The organism is Lentibacillus halophilus, assembly GCF_039522485.1.
In the GTDB taxonomy this organism is placed as follows: Bacteria; Bacillota; Bacilli; order Bacillales; family Amphibacillaceae; genus Lentibacillus; species Lentibacillus halophilus.
In genome coordinates, this window is record NZ_BAAADM010000002.1 from 123,605 (window position 1) to 145,026 (window position 21,422).

At 44.2% G+C, this 21,422-nt stretch carries 27 protein-coding genes; 7 read left to right on the forward strand and 20 right to left on the reverse strand.

Features of this window, described 5'->3' with window-relative positions; all coding sequences use genetic code 11:
* Positions 1-143 precede the first annotated feature (143 nt).
* Complete coding sequence (locus tag ABDZ72_RS00615) at positions 144-1,127, forward strand: NAD(P)/FAD-dependent oxidoreductase (protein WP_343750485.1); 984 nt, start codon at positions 144-146, stop codon at positions 1,125-1,127.
* A gap of 324 nt (positions 1,128-1,451) precedes the next feature.
* Here the strand turns inward: ABDZ72_RS00615 and ABDZ72_RS00620 are convergent, their stop codons facing one another.
* The 3 genes from ABDZ72_RS00620 to ABDZ72_RS00630 form a co-directional block, all read right to left on the reverse strand.
* On the reverse strand, positions 1,452-1,808 hold the full coding sequence (locus tag ABDZ72_RS00620; protein WP_343750486.1) for a HesB/IscA family protein: 357 nt from the start codon (positions 1,806-1,808) through the stop codon (positions 1,452-1,454).
* A 74-nt stretch (positions 1,809-1,882) separates the two neighbouring features.
* On the reverse strand, positions 1,883-2,722 hold the full coding sequence (dapF, locus tag ABDZ72_RS00625) for a diaminopimelate epimerase (protein WP_343750521.1): 840 nt from the start codon (positions 2,720-2,722) through the stop codon (positions 1,883-1,885).
* 36 nt (positions 2,723-2,758) lie between these two features.
* Positions 2,759-3,085, reverse strand: a complete 327-nt coding sequence (locus tag ABDZ72_RS00630) for a YuzD family protein (RefSeq protein WP_343750488.1) — start codon at positions 3,083-3,085, stop codon at positions 2,759-2,761.
* 152 nt (positions 3,086-3,237) lie between these two features.
* Between ABDZ72_RS00630 and ABDZ72_RS00635 the strand changes: the two genes are divergently transcribed.
* A complete protein-coding gene (locus ABDZ72_RS00635) occupies positions 3,238-3,462 on the forward strand; it encodes a NifU family protein (protein WP_343750489.1) in 225 nt (74 codons plus the stop codon).
* Between the two features lie 58 nt (positions 3,463-3,520).
* On the opposite strand, the gene ABDZ72_RS00640 is transcribed toward ABDZ72_RS00635, so the two are convergent.
* Together ABDZ72_RS00640 and ABDZ72_RS00645 are read right to left on the reverse strand one after the other, a co-directional pair.
* Positions 3,521-4,483, reverse strand: coding sequence for a 2-hydroxyacid dehydrogenase (locus ABDZ72_RS00640; RefSeq protein ID WP_343750491.1), 963 nt, complete (start codon positions 4,481-4,483; stop codon positions 3,521-3,523).
* A 24-nt stretch (positions 4,484-4,507) separates the two neighbouring features.
* Complete coding sequence (locus ABDZ72_RS00645; RefSeq protein ID WP_343750492.1) at positions 4,508-5,485, reverse strand: protein kinase family protein; 978 nt, start codon at positions 5,483-5,485, stop codon at positions 4,508-4,510.
* Positions 5,486-5,568: 83 nt separating this feature from the next.
* Here ABDZ72_RS00645 and ABDZ72_RS00650 point away from each other — a divergent pair, with 83 nt between their 5' ends.
* Positions 5,569-6,081, forward strand: coding sequence for a phosphatidylglycerophosphatase A family protein (locus ABDZ72_RS00650; RefSeq protein WP_343750494.1), 513 nt, complete (start codon positions 5,569-5,571; stop codon positions 6,079-6,081).
* A gap of 63 nt (positions 6,082-6,144) precedes the next feature.
* Here the strand turns inward: ABDZ72_RS00650 and ABDZ72_RS00655 are convergent, their stop codons facing one another.
* On the reverse strand, positions 6,145-6,915 hold the full coding sequence (locus ABDZ72_RS00655) for a TIGR01457 family HAD-type hydrolase (protein WP_343750496.1): 771 nt from the start codon (positions 6,913-6,915) through the stop codon (positions 6,145-6,147).
* Between the two features lie 53 nt (positions 6,916-6,968).
* Positions 6,969-7,412, reverse strand: coding sequence for a DUF86 domain-containing protein (locus ABDZ72_RS00660; RefSeq protein WP_343750498.1), 444 nt, complete (start codon positions 7,410-7,412; stop codon positions 6,969-6,971).
* Positions 7,413-7,567: 155 nt separating this feature from the next.
* On the opposite strand from ABDZ72_RS00660, the gene ABDZ72_RS00665 reads away from it, so the two are divergent.
* The gene (locus ABDZ72_RS00665; protein WP_343750500.1) at positions 7,568-7,819 is read left to right on the forward strand and encodes a hypothetical protein; all 252 of its coding nucleotides are present in this window, start codon (positions 7,568-7,570) and stop codon (positions 7,817-7,819) included.
* Positions 7,820-7,866: 47 nt separating this feature from the next.
* Here ABDZ72_RS00665 and ABDZ72_RS00670 read toward each other — a convergent pair whose 3' ends face one another.
* Positions 7,867-8,142 carry a YutD family protein gene (locus ABDZ72_RS00670; RefSeq protein ID WP_343750503.1) on the reverse strand — a complete coding sequence of 92 codons (276 nt, stop codon included), beginning with the start codon at positions 8,140-8,142 and terminating at the stop codon, positions 7,867-7,869.
* A gap of 143 nt (positions 8,143-8,285) precedes the next feature.
* Between ABDZ72_RS00670 and ABDZ72_RS00675 the strand changes: the two genes are divergently transcribed.
* Complete coding sequence (locus ABDZ72_RS00675; RefSeq protein WP_343750504.1) at positions 8,286-8,840, forward strand: YhcN/YlaJ family sporulation lipoprotein; 555 nt, start codon at positions 8,286-8,288, stop codon at positions 8,838-8,840.
* Between the two features lie 91 nt (positions 8,841-8,931).
* Entirely contained in the window at positions 8,932-9,861 is a 930-nt protein-coding gene (locus tag ABDZ72_RS00680) for a M23 family metallopeptidase (RefSeq protein ID WP_425542322.1), read from the forward strand.
* Positions 9,862-9,905: 44 nt separating this feature from the next.
* Here the strand turns inward: ABDZ72_RS00680 and ABDZ72_RS00685 are convergent, their stop codons facing one another.
* The 9 genes from ABDZ72_RS00685 to ABDZ72_RS00725 all read right to left on the reverse strand — a co-directional run bounded on the left by ABDZ72_RS00685 (position 9,906) and on the right by ABDZ72_RS00725 (position 18,491).
* Complete coding sequence (locus tag ABDZ72_RS00685) at positions 9,906-10,010, reverse strand: methionine/alanine import family NSS transporter small subunit (RefSeq protein WP_343750505.1); 105 nt, start codon at positions 10,008-10,010, stop codon at positions 9,906-9,908.
* Complete coding sequence (locus ABDZ72_RS00690) at positions 10,011-11,540, reverse strand: sodium-dependent transporter (protein WP_343750506.1); 1,530 nt, start codon at positions 11,538-11,540, stop codon at positions 10,011-10,013. It abuts the gene before it with no gap.
* A 169-nt stretch (positions 11,541-11,709) separates the two neighbouring features.
* Positions 11,710-12,519, reverse strand: a complete 810-nt coding sequence (gene yunB / locus ABDZ72_RS00695) for a sporulation protein YunB (protein WP_343750507.1) — start codon at positions 12,517-12,519, stop codon at positions 11,710-11,712.
* 93 nt (positions 12,520-12,612) lie between these two features.
* Entirely contained in the window at positions 12,613-12,915 is a 303-nt protein-coding gene (locus tag ABDZ72_RS00700) for a YunC family protein (protein WP_343750508.1), read from the reverse strand.
* A gap of 61 nt (positions 12,916-12,976) precedes the next feature.
* Positions 12,977-14,377, reverse strand: a complete 1,401-nt coding sequence (locus tag ABDZ72_RS00705; RefSeq protein ID WP_343750509.1) for a bifunctional metallophosphatase/5'-nucleotidase — start codon at positions 14,375-14,377, stop codon at positions 12,977-12,979.
* A gap of 11 nt (positions 14,378-14,388) precedes the next feature.
* Positions 14,389-15,162 carry a sulfite exporter TauE/SafE family protein gene (locus tag ABDZ72_RS00710; RefSeq protein WP_343750510.1) on the reverse strand — a complete coding sequence of 258 codons (774 nt, stop codon included), beginning with the start codon at positions 15,160-15,162 and terminating at the stop codon, positions 14,389-14,391.
* A gap of 280 nt (positions 15,163-15,442) precedes the next feature.
* Complete coding sequence (gene metA, locus ABDZ72_RS00715) at positions 15,443-16,351, reverse strand: homoserine O-acetyltransferase MetA (protein ID WP_343750511.1); 909 nt, start codon at positions 16,349-16,351, stop codon at positions 15,443-15,445.
* Between the two features lie 366 nt (positions 16,352-16,717).
* On the reverse strand, positions 16,718-17,653 hold the full coding sequence (gene lipA, locus ABDZ72_RS00720; RefSeq protein ID WP_343750512.1) for a lipoyl synthase: 936 nt from the start codon (positions 17,651-17,653) through the stop codon (positions 16,718-16,720).
* Positions 17,646-18,491 carry a lipoate--protein ligase family protein gene (locus tag ABDZ72_RS00725; RefSeq protein ID WP_425542319.1) on the reverse strand — a complete coding sequence of 282 codons (846 nt, stop codon included), beginning with the start codon at positions 18,489-18,491 and terminating at the stop codon, positions 17,646-17,648. The genes lipA and ABDZ72_RS00725 overlap by 8 nt, the downstream gene beginning before the upstream one ends.
* Positions 18,492-18,783: 292 nt before the next feature.
* Here ABDZ72_RS00725 and ABDZ72_RS00730 point away from each other — a divergent pair, with 292 nt between their 5' ends.
* The gene (locus tag ABDZ72_RS00730; RefSeq protein ID WP_343750513.1) at positions 18,784-19,017 is read left to right on the forward strand and encodes an SPOR domain-containing protein; all 234 of its coding nucleotides are present in this window, start codon (positions 18,784-18,786) and stop codon (positions 19,015-19,017) included.
* A 210-nt stretch (positions 19,018-19,227) separates the two neighbouring features.
* Here ABDZ72_RS00730 and ABDZ72_RS00735 read toward each other — a convergent pair whose 3' ends face one another.
* The 3 genes from ABDZ72_RS00735 to ABDZ72_RS00745 all read right to left on the reverse strand — a co-directional run bounded on the left by ABDZ72_RS00735 (position 19,228) and on the right by ABDZ72_RS00745 (position 21,272).
* A complete protein-coding gene (locus tag ABDZ72_RS00735; RefSeq protein ID WP_343750514.1) occupies positions 19,228-19,692 on the reverse strand; it encodes a CBO0543 family protein in 465 nt (154 codons plus the stop codon).
* A gap of 116 nt (positions 19,693-19,808) precedes the next feature.
* A complete protein-coding gene (locus ABDZ72_RS00740) occupies positions 19,809-20,249 on the reverse strand; it encodes a hypothetical protein (protein WP_343750515.1) in 441 nt (146 codons plus the stop codon).
* Between the two features lie 18 nt (positions 20,250-20,267).
* On the reverse strand, positions 20,268-21,272 hold the full coding sequence (locus tag ABDZ72_RS00745; RefSeq protein ID WP_343750516.1) for a DUF3231 family protein: 1,005 nt from the start codon (positions 21,270-21,272) through the stop codon (positions 20,268-20,270).
* Between the last annotated feature and the right edge of the window lie 150 nt (positions 21,273-21,422).

Here is a 21,422-nt window from a genome sequence, read left to right on the forward strand (position 1 = left end):
AATGCAAAGCAACCTCCATTGGCCTTGGTAAATCGTATCTTCCCATGCCATCAGGCGGGGATATGCTCATCATACACATAGATGTCGAATGTATGTTAGGATAGTATGTGTTTCAATATGACGATGAATGGGGGGGGACATCCTTGTCGGAAGAAGTATATGATGTAACCATACTTGGCGCTGGTCCAGCCGGATTATTCACCGCGTTCTACGGTGGCATGCGCCAGGCCAGTGTCAAAATTATAGAGAGTTTGCCACATACTGGCGGGCAGTTGACAGCCCTGTATCCAGAGAAATATATATATGACGTTGCCGGTTTTCCCAATGTACGGGCACAGGATTTGGTCAACAACCTTGAAGAACAGGCCGGGATGTTCGATGCAACCATTGTGTTGAACCAAGCTGTTGAACAGGTTGAACGTCTTACGGATGATACATTTAAACTCACGTCCAATACAGACGTCCATTATACGAAATCCATCATCATCACAGCAGGCAATGGCGCCTTCCAGCCACGGCGTTTAAATTTGGAAGGCTGCGAACAATTTGAAGGGATTAACCTGCATTATCACGTACAGGACATGGATGCCTACAAAGATAAACACGTTATGCTGTTGGGCGGCGGTGACTCCGCCGTGGACTGGGCACTCATGCTCGAGCCGATCGCCAGCAAAGTAACACTCGTTCACCGCCGGGATAAATTCCGGGCCCATGAACGGAGTGTGGAACAGCTGATGAATTCCAATGTTGAGATTCTAACGCCTTATGTTCCCATTTCCGTCAATGGAGCGGACCGTATTGAAAACGTGACCCTCCAGGAACATAAAGGGGATGCAACGATGGATGTCGAGGTTGATGCCATGCTTTGTAATTATGGGTTTATCTCGTCCCTCGGCCCTATTAAAGATTGGGGGCTGGAAATTGAGAAAAACAGCATCGTCGTCAACACGAAAATGGAAACGAATATACCGGGGATTTATGCCGCCGGGGACATCACAACATACCCTGGCAAAGTCAATCTGATTGCCACCGGATTCGGCGAAGGTCCAACAGCCATTAACAACGCCAAACAATACATCGACCCAAACGCACGCATCCAGCCAAGACACTCAACCGATATGTTTTAAAAACAGCATTTGAAACAAGAAATGGCGGTTTCTCCACACGAAAAAAGCCTGGGACAGAAGATGTTTAGTCAAAGAAAAATCCGAACCATGATTCGAAAATGATCTGAATCAGTTCGGATTTTTTGTTTAGCGCAGGAAAAACACGGAGACTCCTGCGGGATGAAAAGCCTAGATGAGACCCCGCAGTGCGATAAGCACGAGGAGACTCAGCAGCGCCCGCGGAAAGCGTAGTGTTTTTCCGGAGCGGCGACTACGTCTTAAATATATCGTTCGTATTTAGAAGGGATTTGTTCAGTCTTGTCCTCCCAATCCCTTTTTTCGTTATCAGCATTTCTCCGGTGCGCCTTCGCGTTTTTTCGTTTTAAAGGAGGAACCACAGCCGCATGATACGATCGCATTCGGGTTATCGATACTGAACCCGCCGCCCATCATGTTTTGTTTAAAATCGATGGTCGTTCCTTCTATAATAGGGGCATCCTGGTTATGAATTACGACCGGAATACCGTTAACGTCTTCCACCATATCCAACTCTTCATTAATATCATACTCAAAGCCAAGTGAATACGACAAACCACTGCATCCGCCGCCTCTGATGCCAAAACGCAGCCGAACGCCTTCTGATTCATCCTGCATCATTTCCTTCACTTGATCACGTGCTTCGTCTGTAATGGAAATAACCATTGCCAATCCTCCTCTTTTGATAAATGACGTACGTGCTACTTTCCAGTATACAAAACGATACCTCTATTCATCAACTATGTGATATGAAAATGATAATCACCCGATGCGATCGTTTCCGCACCACCAGTCATTAACACGTCGCCATGGTCCTGCCATTGTATATATAAATCGCCACCATCCAAGTGTACCGTCACATCTTCTCCACGTTCAGCCCGCTCGTTCAGAACGGCAGCCACAACAGCGGCGCAGGCACCTGTCCCACACGCCTGCGTCATACCTGATCCGCGTTCCCATACCCGGAAATTCAGCTCGTTACGGGAAATCATTTCAATAAATTCCGCATTCACATCTTCTGGAAAAAGTTGATGCGTTTCAATCCGGGGACCCAACGTCTCAACCGGGGCCGAACGGATATCTTCAACAAAAAATACGGCGTGCGGATTGCCCATTGATACCGCGGTCAGTGACAGCGACTGGTCATCAATGACAACGGGCTCAGCCACAACACTCGAGCGATCGTCCCCGTCCATAGGAATGTCGGAGCGCCGAAGTATCGGCATCCCCATGTTGATCGTCACGTACGGCACCATACCCGCATCCGTATAAACGTCGGCATCCACTATATTTGTTTTCGTCTCTATCCGAAAAGACGTTTCGCTGACAATCCCGTTTTCATAGGCATATTTGGCCACACAGCGCAGCCCATTTCCGCAGTTTTTGCCCTCAGACCCATCTTTATTAAAAATACGCATCCCTACATCCGCATGCTTGCTCGGTTGAATCAAAATCAACCCATCGGACCCAATCCCGGTATGAACATCCGACACTGTTCTAGCCAAGTACGGCAGCCAATCGTCGTTGATGTTACATGCGAATCGATCGATATAAATGTAATTATTTCCAAGACCATGCATTTTTGTAAACGGTATTTTCACGTTTGATCAACTCCATCACGACTGCAGAACAGCCCCATTTTTGTCCAATTCCCGGTAAACAGGTTTCAGTTTCGGAATGCCTTCAGCAACCACTTGACCATTCACCAGCACAACCGGGTAAAACCATTCCTCCTCCACGATACGTCTGGAGAAATCTTTATGCGCTTCCACATTCGGGGGATGATCGATATCCACATATTCATAATCAATGTTGTCATCGACATATTTCCGGCCAATAGCCGCCTGCAGCCATTCGTACGTGTCCCGTGACCCGGGTGCGCCAACACAGCTGGCACACAATTGTTCGGCACCATAAACCGTTATTTGAATATGTTCAGCCAATGCCGAAGCCCCCCTTTATTATTAGTTACTTTCATTTTACAAAAAGCATTATGAAAGATAAAATAAAATAAACATCGAATAGCATTTAAAATAACATATAGATTTTTTCAGTTATTCATTTTATACTAAAAATAGAAAGGAGAAGATGGGTAATGCAAGAACAAGTTCAGGAAGTGTTAAACAAATTACGTCCATTTTTGCTTCGGGACGGTGGCGATGTGGAACTGATTGATGTTGATGATGACGGCATTGTACTTCTTCGTTTGATGGGAGCCTGCGGTAATTGCCCAAGCTCCACCATTACATTAAAAGCAGGTATCGAACGCGCGCTTATGGCGGAAGTCCCCGGAATAACCGAAATCGAACAAGTATTTTAAATATTGGTTAACTGTATAGTCATAAAAAGGCAGACATCAGCTGAGTCTGCCTTTTCTATTACCGTACAGGTGTCAGTGGCTGTTTTCCATTCAGGACTGCGGTCAGGTTATCCAAACAGAGACGAAGCATGTCGGAGCGCGTCTCCTCGCTTGCTGATCCAATATGCGGAAGACAAACCGTATTCTCCAGCCCCACAAGCGGGTGATCCGGTGCAATCGGTTCCTGTTCATAGACATCCAATCCAGCTGCCCGAATGTGTTTGTTCAGCAAAGCATCATACAACGCGTCTTCATCAACGGTGGCCCCGCGTGAAGCATTGACAAAAATCGCACTTTCCTTCATTTGCCGGAACACGTCTTCATTAAATAAGTGTTTTGTTTCATTCGTGAGCGGAACGAGTGACACGACAAAATCAGCTTCTTGCAGCATTTGATCGAACGCCGTGTACACCGCCCCGACATCCCGCTCCGCTGTTTGGTTTCGGGTGCGATTATGATACAGAACGGTCATATTAAACCCTTTTGCGCGTCTGGCCACAGCTTCACCAATTCGCCCCATACCAACGATTCCCATGGTCTTGTTGTTGATATCGGAGCCGGCAAGCAAGTATGGGGACCAGTGTTTCCACTGACCTTCGCGAATATAATCAGAGGCTTCCACCATTCGTCTCGCCGTCGCCATTAAAAGACCGAATGTTAAATCCGCCGTGGTTTCTGTTAGCACATCCGGCGTATTCGTCACGATAATCCCTTGATCGTGCGCCGCCTGCACATCAATATTGTCATAGCCGACCGCCATATTGGCGACTATTTTCAAATGACCAGCCGTTTGCAGACATTCGCGGTCGATTTTTTCCGTCAATAGACTCAGCACACCATCGGCCGCAGACGCTTCCTCCAGCAACACGTCGCGCGGCACTGGGGTTGTTTCGCTTTCCCACATACGAAAGTCAGCATCATCCTTGTATGGCTGCAGCAGCTCGTCCGGAATCTTTCTAGTAATATAAATGACTGGCTTCATATCTAATCACTCCATTAATCATGCTTATAACCAGTGTAACACAGGAATCGCCCATTCTTTACGCGAAACCCCTGCATGGTCAAAAAATGTCCGTAATCGCCGTTCATAAATAGGTTGGCGTCTGATCAAATCCTGTATAGCCGGATCGCTGTATTCACTGGTAGTATTGGTCAAGCCGCGTTCTATGACGTCAAAAAAATGAACGGGAAACAAAAGCCTGGCGTATAAAAGCCGCCAAGAAAATACGGACAACGGTCTTACCTGTTGATAATCATCCAAAAACGTACGTATATGGTGCATGGGATCTTCCGTTTGCAGCAATTGACGGCGAATGTATTCGGCTAAATCGCGGGCCGGATGATCGTAAACCAATTCTGTCATCCATACATAGTGCCTGTTAAATGACCCATACCATCTCCGAAATGCGATCGTTCCCTGATCGACGTCATGAAATCGGGTCTCATGTTCACTTTCTTCCATGTACTGTATCGCATTTTCACTGATACCGGACACATAGGGGATGATATCCATCACATCGCGATAGTAAGCACTCGGATGATCCCTGGCTTTTTCATTGATTTGTTCTTCAAAGGCCGTCAGCTTATGAATCCATAAATCTTTCCATTGACCATAACTGGAAATAAGCTGCGGCTCGTAGTCATACGTTGACCCCAACGCATGAAACATTGCAAGCCTTGTTCCGTCCGACTGATCACCACGTATGTTACCAGATGGTTTTTCAGCTCTGAGCACCATGTAACCATGATTATCCTGCGCTGTCATCCATCCTCCCTGGTTGTTCGGCACGGGAATCGTCATGTAATGCCAATCGTTTTCATATAAATAAGACGCCAGTGCAGACTGCTCCATATGTATCATTTCCCTCTGATTGCCGGAAATGATAAAATAAACGTAATTATCGTCCATCAAACCTTCCGATCCATCCACGACTATTTTTTCATATGCGTGAATATCATAATGCATAGCAAGAAAGTCCTTCACCGTGATTGCTCCTTTCCCCGTTTTAATTCAGTCTATGTGATCGTACTCGATTTTAATAATTATTCAAAGAAAAGGTGATAAATATGGATAGCAATACAAATCGAACCAAACTGGAAATAAAAGCTAGAGAATGGATGTCCGAACGTGGTGTAACAATCAGGGATATTGCAGAACTTGTTCATTATTTGCAATCCAAATACCATGACGATCTCAGTATGGATGTTTGTGAATTTAACGTGGATCAAGTTTTCTCCAAACGAGAGGTACAAAATGCGATCCTCACCGGCATTCAATTGGACCGGTTGGCTGAACGGAACGAACTCGACAAACCGCTTCAGAAAACCATTGAAGGCGATGAAAGCCTCTATGGGATTGATGAAGTTATTGCTTTTTCGATCGTTAACGTGTATGGGTCGATCGGATTTACCAATTACGGCTTTATCGACAAACAAAAGCCGGGAATTCTTGCCTATTTAAACGATAAATCAACCGGTGAATGCCACACGTTTCTTGACGATATTGTCGGTGCCATTGCAGCGGCTGCGTCAAGCCGGCTGGCTCATGCCACCGCTGACGACGAATTGCTTGATGAATGATCATCAAGCAATTCCGTCCCATTTATGCAGAAAATAAGGACCCTCTTTGATGGGATCCGTCGTCTATATATGTGGCAGCCATTCATTTAATTGATTCACATAATATGTCGGTTTTTCGGGCAAGGAGGGGTAGCGTTCATATGGGGTCACACCGGTGAACACCATCAGCGTATCCATCCCAGCATGTATACCGGCCAGAATGTCGGTATCATAATTGTCCCCCACCAGCAAGGTTGATGCTTTGTCCGTACCAAGCTGCTTTAACGCTTGATCCATAATAAGGGACTCCGGTTTGCCAATGAAAATGGGATCCTTCCCGGTACTGACGGATATAACCGATGTCAGTGCCCCGTTCCCTGGTTCAAGCCCGCGTTCAGTCGGAATGGTAACATCCCCGTTTGTCGAAAGAAACAGAGCTCCGTTTTGCACTTCCAAACACGCCCTGGACAACTTCTCATACGTGAGGTCACGGTCCATCCCAATGACGACAACATCACAATGATCACCGGCAATGCGGTGACCTTCCTTTTTCAATGCATCAAACAGCCCGTCCTCGCCAATGGCATAACAGCGAGCGCCGGGTTTCTGTTGGTTTATAAATATTGCTGCTGCTATGCTCGTTGTCAACACGTTCTCTGGACGGCATCGAATCCCCATATGCTCCAATTTAGCCGCAATCTGTTCCTGCGTTCTGGACGAATTGTTTGTTAAAAACAGATATGGAATATGTTTGGCTGCCAGTTTGTCAACGAATGCGCGGGCAAATGGAAGCGGCTCATCTCCCCGATACATCGTCCCATCAAGGTCAATGACGTATGCCTGATACGGTGTCATACCATCCCCCCACCTCTTTCATCATCAGGGTGCGTACCGTCAACAACGACTGCCTATGTCTCATCATTGGAAAACGCATTGGCCACACCTGTCTCATCCTTTAAATAGTTTCTAACATGGTCACTGAATTGTATCAGCATCGCCCAATGCTGATGCAACGTGTTCTCCAGCAAGGCATGATCGATCGCCAAATAATCTTTTACCACCATTTTCCTGAGTCGAATGATGGCTTTATAGCCGGTTTCATCAACATCCGGAAGCACCTTTTCATCGATAAGAATGTCAATAATATCCTCAAAACCACCTGGATCCCGCATAATAAACCCATCAATCATCATATTGCCGACATCCAACATCGATTCAATAATAACTTCGGTGGCCCGTTCGAGAAACAACTTGTCTTTCAATGTATCCGCCTCGTGATGATGAACGTTATTAAGTATGTGTTCCATATAGGTCAATGTCTCTTCTATTTTCGTCTGATCAACGAAATACATGGCGATACCTCCAACTGTATACTGTTGTCTATATCGTAGCACAAAAAACCACGCAGGCAGAAATGAAACAACACGATTCATGGTTATGGAATATATTAACGGCCATTTATATGAGAACACTGCACACGATAAGACATACGAAGGAGGGTGAATCGATGGCGAAAAAAGACAAACGTCAGTACAGCGACTTTTCCAATGTGCGGAATCAACAAAATAAGCTTATTCCTGAAGAGTTTCCGGAGGGCCCGTTTGGCTCAGAAATAAATGATGACGAACCTGTTGAAAGTAAGTCTACACCATGGGAAGACGGTCAAAAACGGGATAGCGCGTTTGTATATCCGGATAGAGAACAACACGATGATCTGCCAAGGCAAACACCCGGCGCCCATCCTCTTCACGATGAATGAATCACCGGACAGGGCAGTAGTCTCATGAAGACCGCTGCCTTTTTACGTTATTCATCGACCTTTTTCAGTAAAAAATAGGCACAGCCGAAATTGCAGTATTCGTATAAATAATCATCCATTGTGCTTATTTTTGTGTCAAAGCCCGCTTTGGGATTCTGATCGTCGTAAAATCCTTTCAGTCGGAGCTGTTCATATCCCCAGTCACCGACAATGAAATCATATTTGGACAAAATGTCAGAAAACCGCTCTTTCACCGCTTCTTCCTGAAAACCGTTTTTTTCATCCTCCACGACTTCGTAATATTTCCCTTGTACTTCAATCATCATGATCACTCCAATGGTATTATGGCAATGGTATCACATTGCCGGAGTATTCAACCACTATTTTCACATCATGAACCGTATGATTTTTATCAAAAGCCACAAACTAAACACAAATCACTATGTTTATCAATAGGAGGACCGACATGATTAAAAAATGGCTTATCGCTTTATCACTTATCGTTCTCGTCGTACTGACCGGTTGCAATGGTAACGACAATGCAGCTGACGAACGGGAACAAATCGTTGACGAATTGAACCCGGAAAACGATCACACACCGGACAACCCGAGTGGCGATGATAAACTTGGCTATGTCCGATACAGTAAAGAACAAGTGGACAATGAGCATGAAAAAAATCACACCATCACCATTGACCGTACCAAGTTAGCGAATATGATTGCTCGTATCATTTTACGCAGCGACGGTTTTGACGAAGTAGCAGCCCTTGTCACGGATCAAGAAGCGCTCATAGCTTATGCTAAAAACGACGATTTCGGTACGGATGACGCTGCTGACATAGCAAAAAAATCAGCCGATTCTATATTGCCGGGTTATATGGATGTATACGTATCCGATAATGACGTCATTATGCAGGATATCCAAAGTCTGCACAATTCCAGCACCCGGAGTGACGATTATGATAATACGATTGATCAGATTATTGAACGGATGCAAGCGTCACCGCAAGGACGTGAATAAGCACGAATAACGGCGACCTATTCATGGAAGGAGGCGAATCGTCATTCTGAAAAAATGCATCAGTCTGCTCACCGTTGTCTGTCTGTTTAGCATTCATCCAGTCACAGCTGTTCAGTCCAAAGAGAAAGACGAGGATCAATCCATCCACGACAAACGGATGGCTCTGTACCGAAAAACCGAAGCCATGACCCAGATCCCCTGGTACTATATAGCGGCTATTGATCAATATGAGCGAAACAGCAACGACGACAGTTCCGACGATGATCTCGTTTCCATTTCCATACCTAATGAACAGTGGTTCGGACTGGGGAATAGCTCCATGATTACAGACAGCCGCATTATTTCTTTTTTTAACGGCGAAGGAAAAGACGGAAACGGAGATGGAAAGGCCGATCCGGATCAGCCGGAAGATGTTTTATATACGATGGCAAACATATTGTTGACGTACGGCCAAACAAAAGATGACTTGAAAATAGCCTTATGGCATTACTATCAACGGGACTTAACCGTGCAAACCATTGTCAACACAGCAAACGTATTCCAAAAACTTAACCGTATCAAACTGACAAAAAGGGATTTTCCTTTGGATACCAACTACAATTACACGATTAACAACAATTTTGGAGATCGCCGTGGTTTCGGTGGTGTGCGGATTCATGAAGGATCGGATATTTTTGCCGATTACGGAACACCGGTAAAATCGACCACCTATGGCGTGGTGGAACTGAAAGGATGGAATTTATACGGCGGTTGGCGGATTGGTATACGGGATATCAATAACATTTACCATTACTACGCCCACTTGAGTTCGTATAATAATGATCTGGACGTCGGGGATGTCGTTCAACCGGGGGACGTACTTGGCAAAGTAGGATCAACGGGCTACGGGCCGCCTGGCACATCCGGAAAGTTCCCACCCCATTTGCACTATGGCATGTATCAGGATAATGGAACAAAAGAATGGACCTTTAATCCTCATCCTTATTTAAAAAGATGGGAACGGATGACACAGAGCGATTAATAAACGGAGCTTCACCTAACTTCAGGTGAAGCTCTTCGTTCAAGTCAACGTTTATTGGCTTTTTTGACGGCGTTCGTTATGCTGGCGGCTAAACCGCCCCATATAATGAGCATTGAGATAACCATAAATATTATAGCGCTTCCCGTCATTTATCTCGCCCCCTCCGAATAGTCGTCATCACGATCGCTGGACCGTCTCCATTTAATCAACGCAAGTATAATACCAACCATAATGGCACCGCCTGCAATGAACCAACCGTTGTACGTAACAAAGAAGTCCGGATAATTTTCGTAGTTCCCTGTTTCGGTATCAAACTCTTTCAGGAGGTTTGTTTTGAATAAATCAAACATTGTATAACCCAAGACAATCGGTGTAATGACACTCAGGCTGAATGTCCACCAAACGCCCAGTTTAATATCGGATATAGCATCCGCATGCTTCCGGAAATCGCCAAGTTTACGGAGTATCCAGGCCATGAGCACAACTTCCACGAGGCCGATAAAGGCAACGCCGAACTGGTTGATAAAATAATCGGCCGCATCAAGGAAGTTCAGACCTCCGCGCGTGGCAAACACCAACGAGACAAGCGCCGCAAGACCTCCGCCAAACAAGACAGCTTTTCCGCGGGACAGGTTGAACTTATCCACCAGACCGGCAATATATGTCTCAATAATCGATATGAGCGATGACATGCCGGCCAACACCAACGAAGCAAAGAATAAAAATCCGAATAATTCATTCAGAGCCGGGAATTGGTTGATAATTTGCGGGAACACCATAAATGCCAGACCGACACCGCCGGTTACAACCTCATTAACGGGCAACCCTTGCTCCACGGCCATGAAGCCTAATACGGAGAAAACACCGATGCCGCACAGCAATTCAAAACTGGAGTTTCCAAATCCAACAATAAACGCATTATTGGTTAAATCGGACTTTTTCGGCAAATAACTGGAATACGTAATCATAATAGCAAATGCAATCGACATACTGAAGAAAATTTGCCCATATGCCGCTACCCATACTTGGCCATCCAAAATAGCGCTCAAATCCGGGGTAAAAAATGCGTTCAATCCTTCCAGTGCACCCGGGAGCGTTATAGCCCGAATAACAATAATTAAAAACACAACGACCAGCGTCGGGATAAATATACGATTGGCGATTTCAATGCCTTTTCGGACACCTCTGTAAAGAACGCCTAAAACAACCAGCCAAACGATAATCAAAGGTATGAGCACACCGGGTACAAAACCACCAAACTCACCGGCAGCTACCGTTTGTAAGTAATCTTCCGTCATAAAAGCCTCTGTATCCGGTCCCCAACTCAAATTTAAGGAGAAAATGGAGTAAGATATTGCCCAGGCAATAATAACGGAATAATACGTCGAAATAACGAATGCGATAATGACGCCCCACCAGCCGACCCACTCAGCGTTTTTATTGATTCTGCTGTACGTCAGTGGTGACGACCCGCGGTACTTGTGCCCCATGGTAAATTCCATGATTAAAATGGGGATACCCGCCGTCAGCAATGCAACAAGATATGGAATCATAAAGGCGCCGCCACCATTTTCGTAAGCTGTCGCCGGAAAACGCCAAATATTGCCCAATCCGACCGCAGAGCCAATAGCGGCAAGAATAAAGCCCGCTCTGGTTCCCCATTGTGAACGATTAGCCATCGTTAAAACCTCCCCTTTCCACTCCTTTCACACCACGCGAATGTGAAAGAAATCATAATAAATGTTTGTTTTTTTCAGAAATTATGATCGTATTATAACGATGTTTTCATTCGATGTCAAAGATTTCCGTTCACTCAGCCTTTTAGGCAGTCATTGATATCGGACATCATCATTGTGTTTGGTTACCTTGGTTACCCCCTTTAATCTCATTTTTCGGAACTGATATAGATGGATTTCCCCCACTACCACTACCACTACCATAAAAATTCGGAATATCCCCCATCAGTGCTCCGCTGTCAACAAAAATTTCCGTACTGACGGTTTTCGTATCCGTTGTAAACGGGATAATGATCTGTACTTCAGCCTCCACCTCAACATACAGTGACACCCACGCACCATTAATACCCAACGGTTCGTCTTCCCGTACAATATTGGTTTTCACGTTTCCAACAAATTCAAAATTAACGGGTATCGTCGGTCCAAGGTTTGCCAGGATGGAGTTACCGGTAGCTTGCCCAATCGGAATCTCTACAACGGTGGGATCTTTTTGCGGCAAGTTTTCCGTCGTATCCTCAAATTCTTTCGGTTCAAACAACGAATTTTCGTAATCCGGCGGCTCTCCAGTGTTCATATATCGGAAATATTCTTCCACACGGTCCGTCGCCACCCGGTTAATTTCACTGACGATAGCGGAATTCCAGCCAAATCGTGTCACTTTGCCCTCATTATCATATGTAATATCCAACAAATCATCGTAATTGTAGTTTTCAGCAAAGCGGACGGCTGTGTTAATGCCTCTTGTAGCAAATTCAGTCGTTTTCGATTGGGCCACTTCCATTAATGTCGGTTTGAGCCCTTTGTCAATGATGACGATACTCAACCCAACCATTAGTACAAATAATATCACTGTTATGATCAACATGTTTTTGACGGAAGGTGGTCCCCCGCCCATTCTCTTTTTACCGAATCGCTTTCGCAACGTGAAATCCCCCTTAAAAGCAGCTTATGCTTGTTTTAAGGGGGTTAGAATCAGTTATTGGATCATATGTTGTCTATGCTGTCCGACGTCCGCCTATACCAGTTTCATTAAAGCATCTTTGCCGGTCATGCCGGGTTCCCAGCCATACATACCTGATGCATCTGTCACTTTTTCCAGCGGGGCATGAAGCAATTGATCAATGGTTTTGACACCTCTGGCCCGGCCGGCGATCACTTGTCTGTCTGCTAGCGCGCCGTTAAAAAGATCCACATCCAATGCACCACACATAATGTAACCGACATCATTGGAGATAACCAATAAGTTTGTTTTTGGTAATGACGCTGTTAAAGCCGTGAAATATTTACCTTCAATTTCCATTTGGCTGACCGTTACCATCTATGCGCCTCCCTTCAAACGATACAATACGTTATGCAGGAGAAGCGCCTGATGTAACCTGTTACGGCTTGGAAACGTATTTTTTTAACGTGTGACTGAGCAAATCTCTCATCATTTCAGGCAAAAAGTAGTGCTTTACTTCTGATTTGGCCACTTCCGGAAGGAGCCGGCCAAATGTGAATGTATCAGCCGTTGCGATGGTATAGGTTTTATCCGGATCGAGCTTTTTACCATGGTGCCGGACGGACTGGACATATTCATTGCCATCTTTCCGGACGACGGTATCCACGTCCAGCCCTGCAAAGATCATTTTTCCAATGATTTCACCGCGAAATCCGAATCCTTTCAGCTTCATTTCCGTTAAATCCTTGGTAAGAGAGACACGAATAACCTCCAATAATTCGTCTCCTTGCAACTGAATCGTACATGGATTGATCGAGTGCGGACAAATACGGTGGATATCTTTTTTGGTGACAGCACCAGCCGGAAAATGATCCAATAACATGCCCGCATTCAGCATCGCAGCATCCGCACGGGTCCACTGCTGCAAAACAGCGGTTAATCGCTGCATCAGCAATGTACGCTGAAACCATTTTACTTCCAGAGGTTCTTCCAAATGGACAACCGGCTCATCCAGCAATCGATCAGCCTCGTCGGATAGTGACTGCAGCGTTTCCATTGTCTCCATATCTTTGGGAAGGTGGCTTATATCGGTTGTATATGCTTCTTGGCCTACAAGGCTTTGCGATGCATGATCCCATGTCAAAATGACCTCTCCGGCGAATGCACCATGTTTGCCGGCAGCCGTTAGCATGGTATGATTAATCATTTCCCCGGTCCGGAGCAAATGATGGGTATGCCCACCAATAATAACGTCAATATCATCCATGCGGCGGGCGATTTCCTGATCCTCACTCAAACCGAGGTGGGATAACAAAATAATAATATCCGTGTGTTTCTTTAAATGGTGCACTTGTTTCTTAAGTGTCGGCAACGGATCGGATACACGCCAATCCAATAATTCGTAAAAGGTACGAAAAGGCGCTGTCAGACCAACAATACCAACACGGACACCACCGAATGACTGCGTATAAGCGACTGATTGCAGCCAATCCGGATCAGAATCGGTCATGCTGTGCAAATTTGCACAAACCACCTCAAATACCGCATCATTATATAATTCATGAAGATCCTCATGAGCCATAGTAATGCCTTCATTGTTCCCGAGCGTTGCAAAATCGAAGCCTGCATCATTCATTAAACGCACATTAGCTTTTCCGAGGAATGCTTCCGCTATGGGGTCGACACGATCAACGTGATCCCCTATATCCACAAGCCAACACGACGCCCCTTTCACCAACATGCGGCTCTTTTGGTCTTTAACAAAACCTGCAACCTGTGGCCAATTGTCAAAATTGCTATGTAAATCATTCGTATAATAAAAATAAAGCTTTTCCTGCATGTCATTACTCCTTACATCATACCTTCAATAATCAGTCTGATTCCTACCACAATAAGAAGCAGCCGGAGTATCCACTCCAATATGTTGCTATTGATAAGCTGATTCACTTTGGCTCCTGTTGTACCACCGATCCAGGCACCGAGAACGAATAATAAAACATACGCCCAAGCAACATGACCCAATACAATATGCGTGATGGCGCTGATGATGCTGATAAATAAAATAATAAACATGGATGTCGCTGCAGCGGTATGAATGGACAAACCGAACAGAAATATCATAGCCGGTACAATTATCGAACCGCCGCCAATTCCAAACAGTCCGGATATTATTCCCACAATCAAGGAAATGAAAAACACAGACACAATCGGATTATTGGTCCGTAAAGGCTCCGCATTCGTTTGTTGCTTTTTTTTAATCAAAAACACAAACGATAAAGCGATCATCAAAAACCCAAAATACAGCGAAAAATAATCCGCATTCACAAATTGATTCAGCCACGCCCCCAGCACACTTCCCGGAATGCTTCCAGTCAGAAACAGCAAGCCGATTTTTACATGAATCCGATCGTTTTTATAATAAGACAGTGTCGAGGAAAACGCCGTGAACACCATGGAAATCAGTGAGAGCCCGACAATGACTTGCGGGGTGGCCCATGAAAACATATCCGAGTATTGATGCAGAAATAATAAACTCGGAATTAATATAACGCCACCGCCCATGCCCACAAGGCTTCCAATAAAGGCGGCGGCAAATGCTATTATCGTACTAATGACATAAATCAACTGTATCCCTTCCATCATCACCATTTATATACCTATATGGTAGCACTGTTTTTTCCGGAAATCATCGCAAACGATTGCTCATAGCTCAAAACACCGATACATTTATCCTCCGTCCGCCGCTTGTTCCAGCTATCACAACGGTGTTAGGCAATGTGGCATTTTGGCCGGGCAAGCTTTGGAAGAAACAAGACAACACGAAGGACCAAGCATCTTCCTGAATCTCATCGTTTGCTTAATATTAAAAATGACCTATTCATTATGACAGAATAGGTCATTTTACTTATCCCCAGACAAACGGTGTCTGTTGATACACAAAATAGTTCAGCCAATTGGAAAACAACAAATGCGAATGCGAACGCCACGTATTCAATGGCCGCTCGTTGACATCGTTGTTTGGAAAATAATTTTGTGGCATATCAATCTTGAGGCCTTTTTCCAAGTCCCGTTCATATTCATCGGCCAGCGTTGTGGCGTCATATTCCAGGTGCCCGGTCACCATGATATGTTTGGCATCGTTTGACATTGTGATAAATGTTTCGTTAGCAAAGGTGGTCGCCAATAGGGATAGCTCCGGATGGTTCGCAATTTTATCAGTCGGGACATCGGTGTAACGCGAATGCGGCCCGTTAAAGACTTCATCAAAACCCCGCAGCAGTTTGTTTTTCGGATCCATTAAGCGGTGCTGGAAAATGCCGAACACCTTGTTTGACAATGGAAATTTATCAATCCCGTAATGGTAATACAATGCCGCCTGTGCTCCCCAACAGACATGGAGAGACGAGGTGACATGGTCGTTTGACCACTCCATAATGTCGGTCAATTCCTCCCAGTAATTCACGTCCTCAAACTGAAGATGTTCAATAGGGGCTCCTGTAATAATCATCCCGTCAAAACGACGATGTTTTACGTCTGCAAATGTTTTATAAAAATTGTCTAAATGATACTCACTTGTCGTTTTCGGCTTATGAGTAGCCATACGTAAAAACGTAATATTGATCTGCAACGGGGTGTTTCCAAGCAGACGCAAAATTTGCAGTTCTGTTTTTTCTTTCTCCGGCATCAAATTAATGATCAATATATTCAACGGGCGAATATCCTGTGTTACAGCACGCCCCTCGTCCATCACAAATATCTTTTCTTCTCTCAGCGCCTCTTGCGCCGGCAAATCTTTCGGTACATTAATCGGCAACTTGCTCCCCCCCCCCTTATCCAAGTCAATTGGATTATATGTCTATATTAATACAACTTGATCACATCTGAAAAGGCTGGGAAAGCTAAAAAATGTTTTTCCAAATGAAACTGAAATAGGATATACAAGTGCATTCGCAAACACATCCTCCAGACCATTATACAACGCTGCTATTTAAATTTATGAGGAAAAAGATTTGGACAGAGATTTTAGTTAAAGAAAAATCCGAACGACAATTCGTTAATAACCTGAATTGGTTCGGATATTTCATTTAATGATATTTCCTGAAGTGGTAACTGCTTCTTAAATATATGGTTCGTATGCGGAAAAGATTGGATTTAGTTATGTTCCAGTGTCTTTTTCGTACTAAAAAACTTTTTCTTGTTCCTGTTCTTCAATGCCTTTCATATATTTGATGCGATTCTGTTTGGAAGCAGCGTTCACCTGCTCATCGGCATGATAGGATGATCTTACCAATGGACCGGATTCACAATGGCGAAACCCTTTTTCCAGTGCTATTTGCTTTAACTCTTCAAATTCATCCGGGTGATAGTACCGTTCGATATTCAAGTGATTTTTCGATGGCTGCATATATTGGCCGATCGTCATGATATCCACATTGTGGGCGAGCAGATCATCCATCGCCTCAACGATCTCGTCCTTTGTTTCACCCAATCCCACCATGATGCTCGATTTGGTCGGTGTATTTGGGGCGATTTCTTTGACACGCTCCAGCAGCTTCAGTGAGCGTTCATATGTAGCAACCGAACGCACCTTCCTCGTCAGTCTGCGAACAGTCTCAATGTTATGGTTAAATATATCCGGCTCACTGTTCATTAACGTATAAAGGCTTTCATAATCACCTTTCATGTCCGATGGCAATATTTCAATCGTGCACCCCGGATTTTTACGGCGGATAGCCCGGACAGTTTCAGCAAAAACGGCCGCGCCACCATCATTTAAATCATCACGTGCAACAGCCGTGATAACCGCATGCTTCAACCCCATAATTTCCACGGATTCAGCCACGCGCTCCGGTTCACCCCAATCCAGCTCACTTGGCCGTCCGGTTGCTACGGCACAAAACCGGCATCCGCGTGTGCATACATTGCCTAAAATCATGAATGTCGCTGTTTGACGCTCACTCCAGCATTCATGAATATTTGGACAGCGAGCTTCTTCGCATACTGTATTCAGCTGCTTTTCCCGCATTAATTTTTTGAGGCCGTTATAGGACTTGTTCGTTTTCAGGTCTGTTTTTAACCATTCCGGCTTCCGTATATGTTGATAGTTTCTAACCATGTTTTACAGACTCCTTTCGCAATCGATGATAGTTCCAATCTGTTGTACGATATTTTGTTTCAGCCAAATGATACACATCGTCCCACTGTTGGCTTGACAGTTCAAACGGGTGCAGCGTTACATCCAGACCCGTTTCAAACCCGGTATAAAAAGCTTCTTTCATCATGTCGTATGTGTGCGTTTTATTCGTCAATTGATCAATAGTGATCGCCTTCTTCTGAAACGATTCACGCGCCCTTTGCTTTATGTCTTCATTGGAGAAACGAAATAAATCGTAAAGCATATCGGTATTCATATCCATGGGGATCGATCCATGCTGAAGCAGAACACCTTGATGTCTCGTTTGCGCATTCCCGGATAATTTTTTGCCATCAGCCATCATTTCATAAAAAGCAGCCTTTTCAAAACAGACCGCAGAACGATCTCTTGCTGCATGTTTATCCGGCATCGCATAATCCACCGTAATACCCAGATTCTTAAATCCTTCAACAAGCCCTTTTGACAAAACATAATAGGCATCGCTGACAGACGCAGGAATACCAGGATGATCCTCCGATACAACCACGCTGTAAGTTAACTCATTATCATGCAAAACCGCACTGCCGCCAGTTAAACGTCGGACAAACTGACACTGATATGTACGAATCGCATCAAAATCAATCGTTTTATGAATCTTTTGGAACTGCCCCACCGAAAGCGTCGGTCTGGACCAGCCGTAAAAGCGCAATGTTGGTGGGATCTCCCCTTCCCTATGCCAATTCAAAAGTGCCTCATCTAATGCCATATTCACTGCTGCATCAAGATGGCCGGTATCCAAAAAATACCATTCTTCATGCACGTTACCACCTCCTCACCATCATATGTGCGTATTCATGTCAGTATTATTGACACCGATTCCACAATTAAACGATAACAAGTATGATTAACTTGTTAGCACTGTCTTATGGAAATGTTATTATTGTTGCAAATTCAACTTATCAGGTCTGAGACTGTATGTAAAGCTATATAAAGCGCTCTTGTCAAAAGATTCTATTAGATTATTTAATCAATTTACAAAAAGCCATGGTCATCAACCATTCCCCTGCTTAACAGCTGAATATACTATCTATAAACAAACCAGGAGGATTTTTATGGGGACGTATAAAATAGTTGCTGGCACAACTGATAAGAAGGGAAATGCCCAGCATCAGTATAATGTCATAACGAAGAACAACATGGACGCAGACATTCAAGTCTATCAAACGGATACAGGAGAACTCTATTGTGTAGAGGTCGGTCCATATTCCGAGAGAAAACAATTGCTTCAAAATCTGGATAAAATTAAGGGGCTTGGAATAACAAACGCTTTTATTACGAACGCATAGTGGGATCACCGTGTTCGCAACAAACCAAATCCCGTCAAAGGGGGGCAGCAGCGAAGAGAAATAATCCTCTATGACGATGTTTTACAAAAATCAGGTCAATCAGGACTATCGATTGTTTTGCGAATGGTGCCGGGAAGAATTTAATATCGACATTTAGAGAAAACGTCGGGATCACCCCTTTTCATCGCGGTTCCCGACTTATTAAAGACATTACTCGCACTGATTTTCAATGGTACAGATCCACTTATAATAACGTAAAACCGTTACAAGTAAGAAGGGGTTGACCAGTGCGGAATACCACAAATGCCACCACCCGTGATTAAAATACCCCCATGGTTCAGGCAATAACGTAATGGCTTCGTAAAACGTAATAACCACTACCCAACATAGAATATAAAGAATGCGTTTATAGAAAGACCGTTCAAACGGATACCAATTCAAAAATATCATATTCACAGGTGGAATTAATACGGTTAATGCAGGAATGGATGTCCAATCAATGGCTTTAGAAAAGTACCAATAGCCGTGATATTTTCCATCAATGAATAAATCAACAAGCAGCTGAAGTGCCATTGTGAATATCCATATATGCACGATTTGATTTTTAGTCAGCCGTTTATTGGTTGTAAAAGCAACCAAGTTAAAAAGAAGAATGGCAATCATGAGTCCGATCATTAACGCAGCACACCCTTTTTCACTAAATGGCCAATAATGCCATTAAAGGAGCTGTTCTTTAGAAGAACGAAAAAAACAATCAAAAAGGTGAGACCTGGAATGATAATTTCACCTTTTTATGTTACGTATAGCATGATTTTTTTCACAATGAATCCAATCAACACCCCGGGAATCACAAACAATATCGGCAGCCAAACAGGGCCGAACAGCATACCAAACAGGGTTAATGTTTTAGAGTAAATCAGACCAACCGTTACAAAATAAGCCGAAAAAACAAACGGTAAAAATGCAAAGCGTGATCGTCCCTCATCCGCATCTTTAAAAGCATCCCACATGGCAAAAAAGTACAGACAGGGATAAAACATTAACCATCCATAATTGGTTTGCGCTATGGCTGTTTGAATGTCTCCTTGGAAACTGTAAAGGATAGCCTCATTAAAATTGGCCTGGACATTGATCATAAATTCAAGAGCAATGAGTAGGATACCTTTGATATATTTTCCGTTTAAAAGCTGGCCGAATCCGGGGAGTGCGATGGACCAAAACAATTTTTCCATGCCATCCAACGCCCCTCCCTACTTCTTTTTCGCTAATTCTTGACGATCGGCGGCCTCGGGCGGTTGTTCCATCCAACCGTTTTGAATCATCAATTTAGCACCATCGTTAGCGTATTTGGCAATTTCCGCCATTAAACGGGCATAATCGATCCCTAAATCCCGACGTGGACTGGTGGACATGGACACGCCGTATTGCCCAATCCCGGAAGCAACCAATGCTGAAACATGGTACATCATAAGCTTATCAGAAAAAGGCGCCGCGGTTGAATCGGTGACCTCCGCGGTTAAAGGGGTCACACCGGAAAGGTAATTTTGATGAAGTAATGAATTAAATATTTCTACGTGCTTGCCCGATATTTCTCGTCCTCTTTCAAAATATTGACGAACATTTTTATTGTTTGCGACTTGACTAAAGCCGGTAATGAGCGCTTGTCCAAGCGCATTTCGTTTGGCATTGTAAATAAGGTCCCCTATTTCAACACCCAGCAATGGTCGAGGGGCACCGAATAACCCTCCGGATAAAAAGCTTGTATCTTTAACAAAACTCACTTGTTCAGGGGTTGGAATTTGGGGCGCGCGAACATACGTCCCCTTTTCTTTAGCAAGGCTTTTAGCCCAATTATGGAGCTTTGTCGTCTCAGTTAAACAATCGGAATAGTATTCAATGATGTCTCCTCGAGACGATAATGATAAAGCTAAGCTGTATGAGCTAAGACCGAATTTACCCATGTTGAGGATGTACGATAAATACAAAACGTCCGAAAAAAGACGCGGGGCTTCCACATTAACGTCATGGTCAGTAAATCCTACCGGAACCGGATAATTTTCCGATTGAAAAATATCCGTAACACGCTGAATATGCTGTTTTGAAATATCTAAAGCATATTCAAGAACGGATCGAATGTCCTGATCTTCAATGTTGGCCAAAAAATACTTAAGCCCACAAATTGCCATCGAATCATTTTGATAGGATGTCCAAAGATTAGAGATTTCCGATGCTGTTAATTTTGGTGGATGTACCATTTTAGCTTGACGACCTCCCATTTAGTTTGTAGGCTATTTTTTGACGTTCTGCAAGAAACTATTCATATGTCTTTATTTAAGTGCCTGGCAGAGCGACCGGGCTTAGGTCGTAACATATAGTGGGTGGGATGCCCGCCGAGTAAGAGTTAG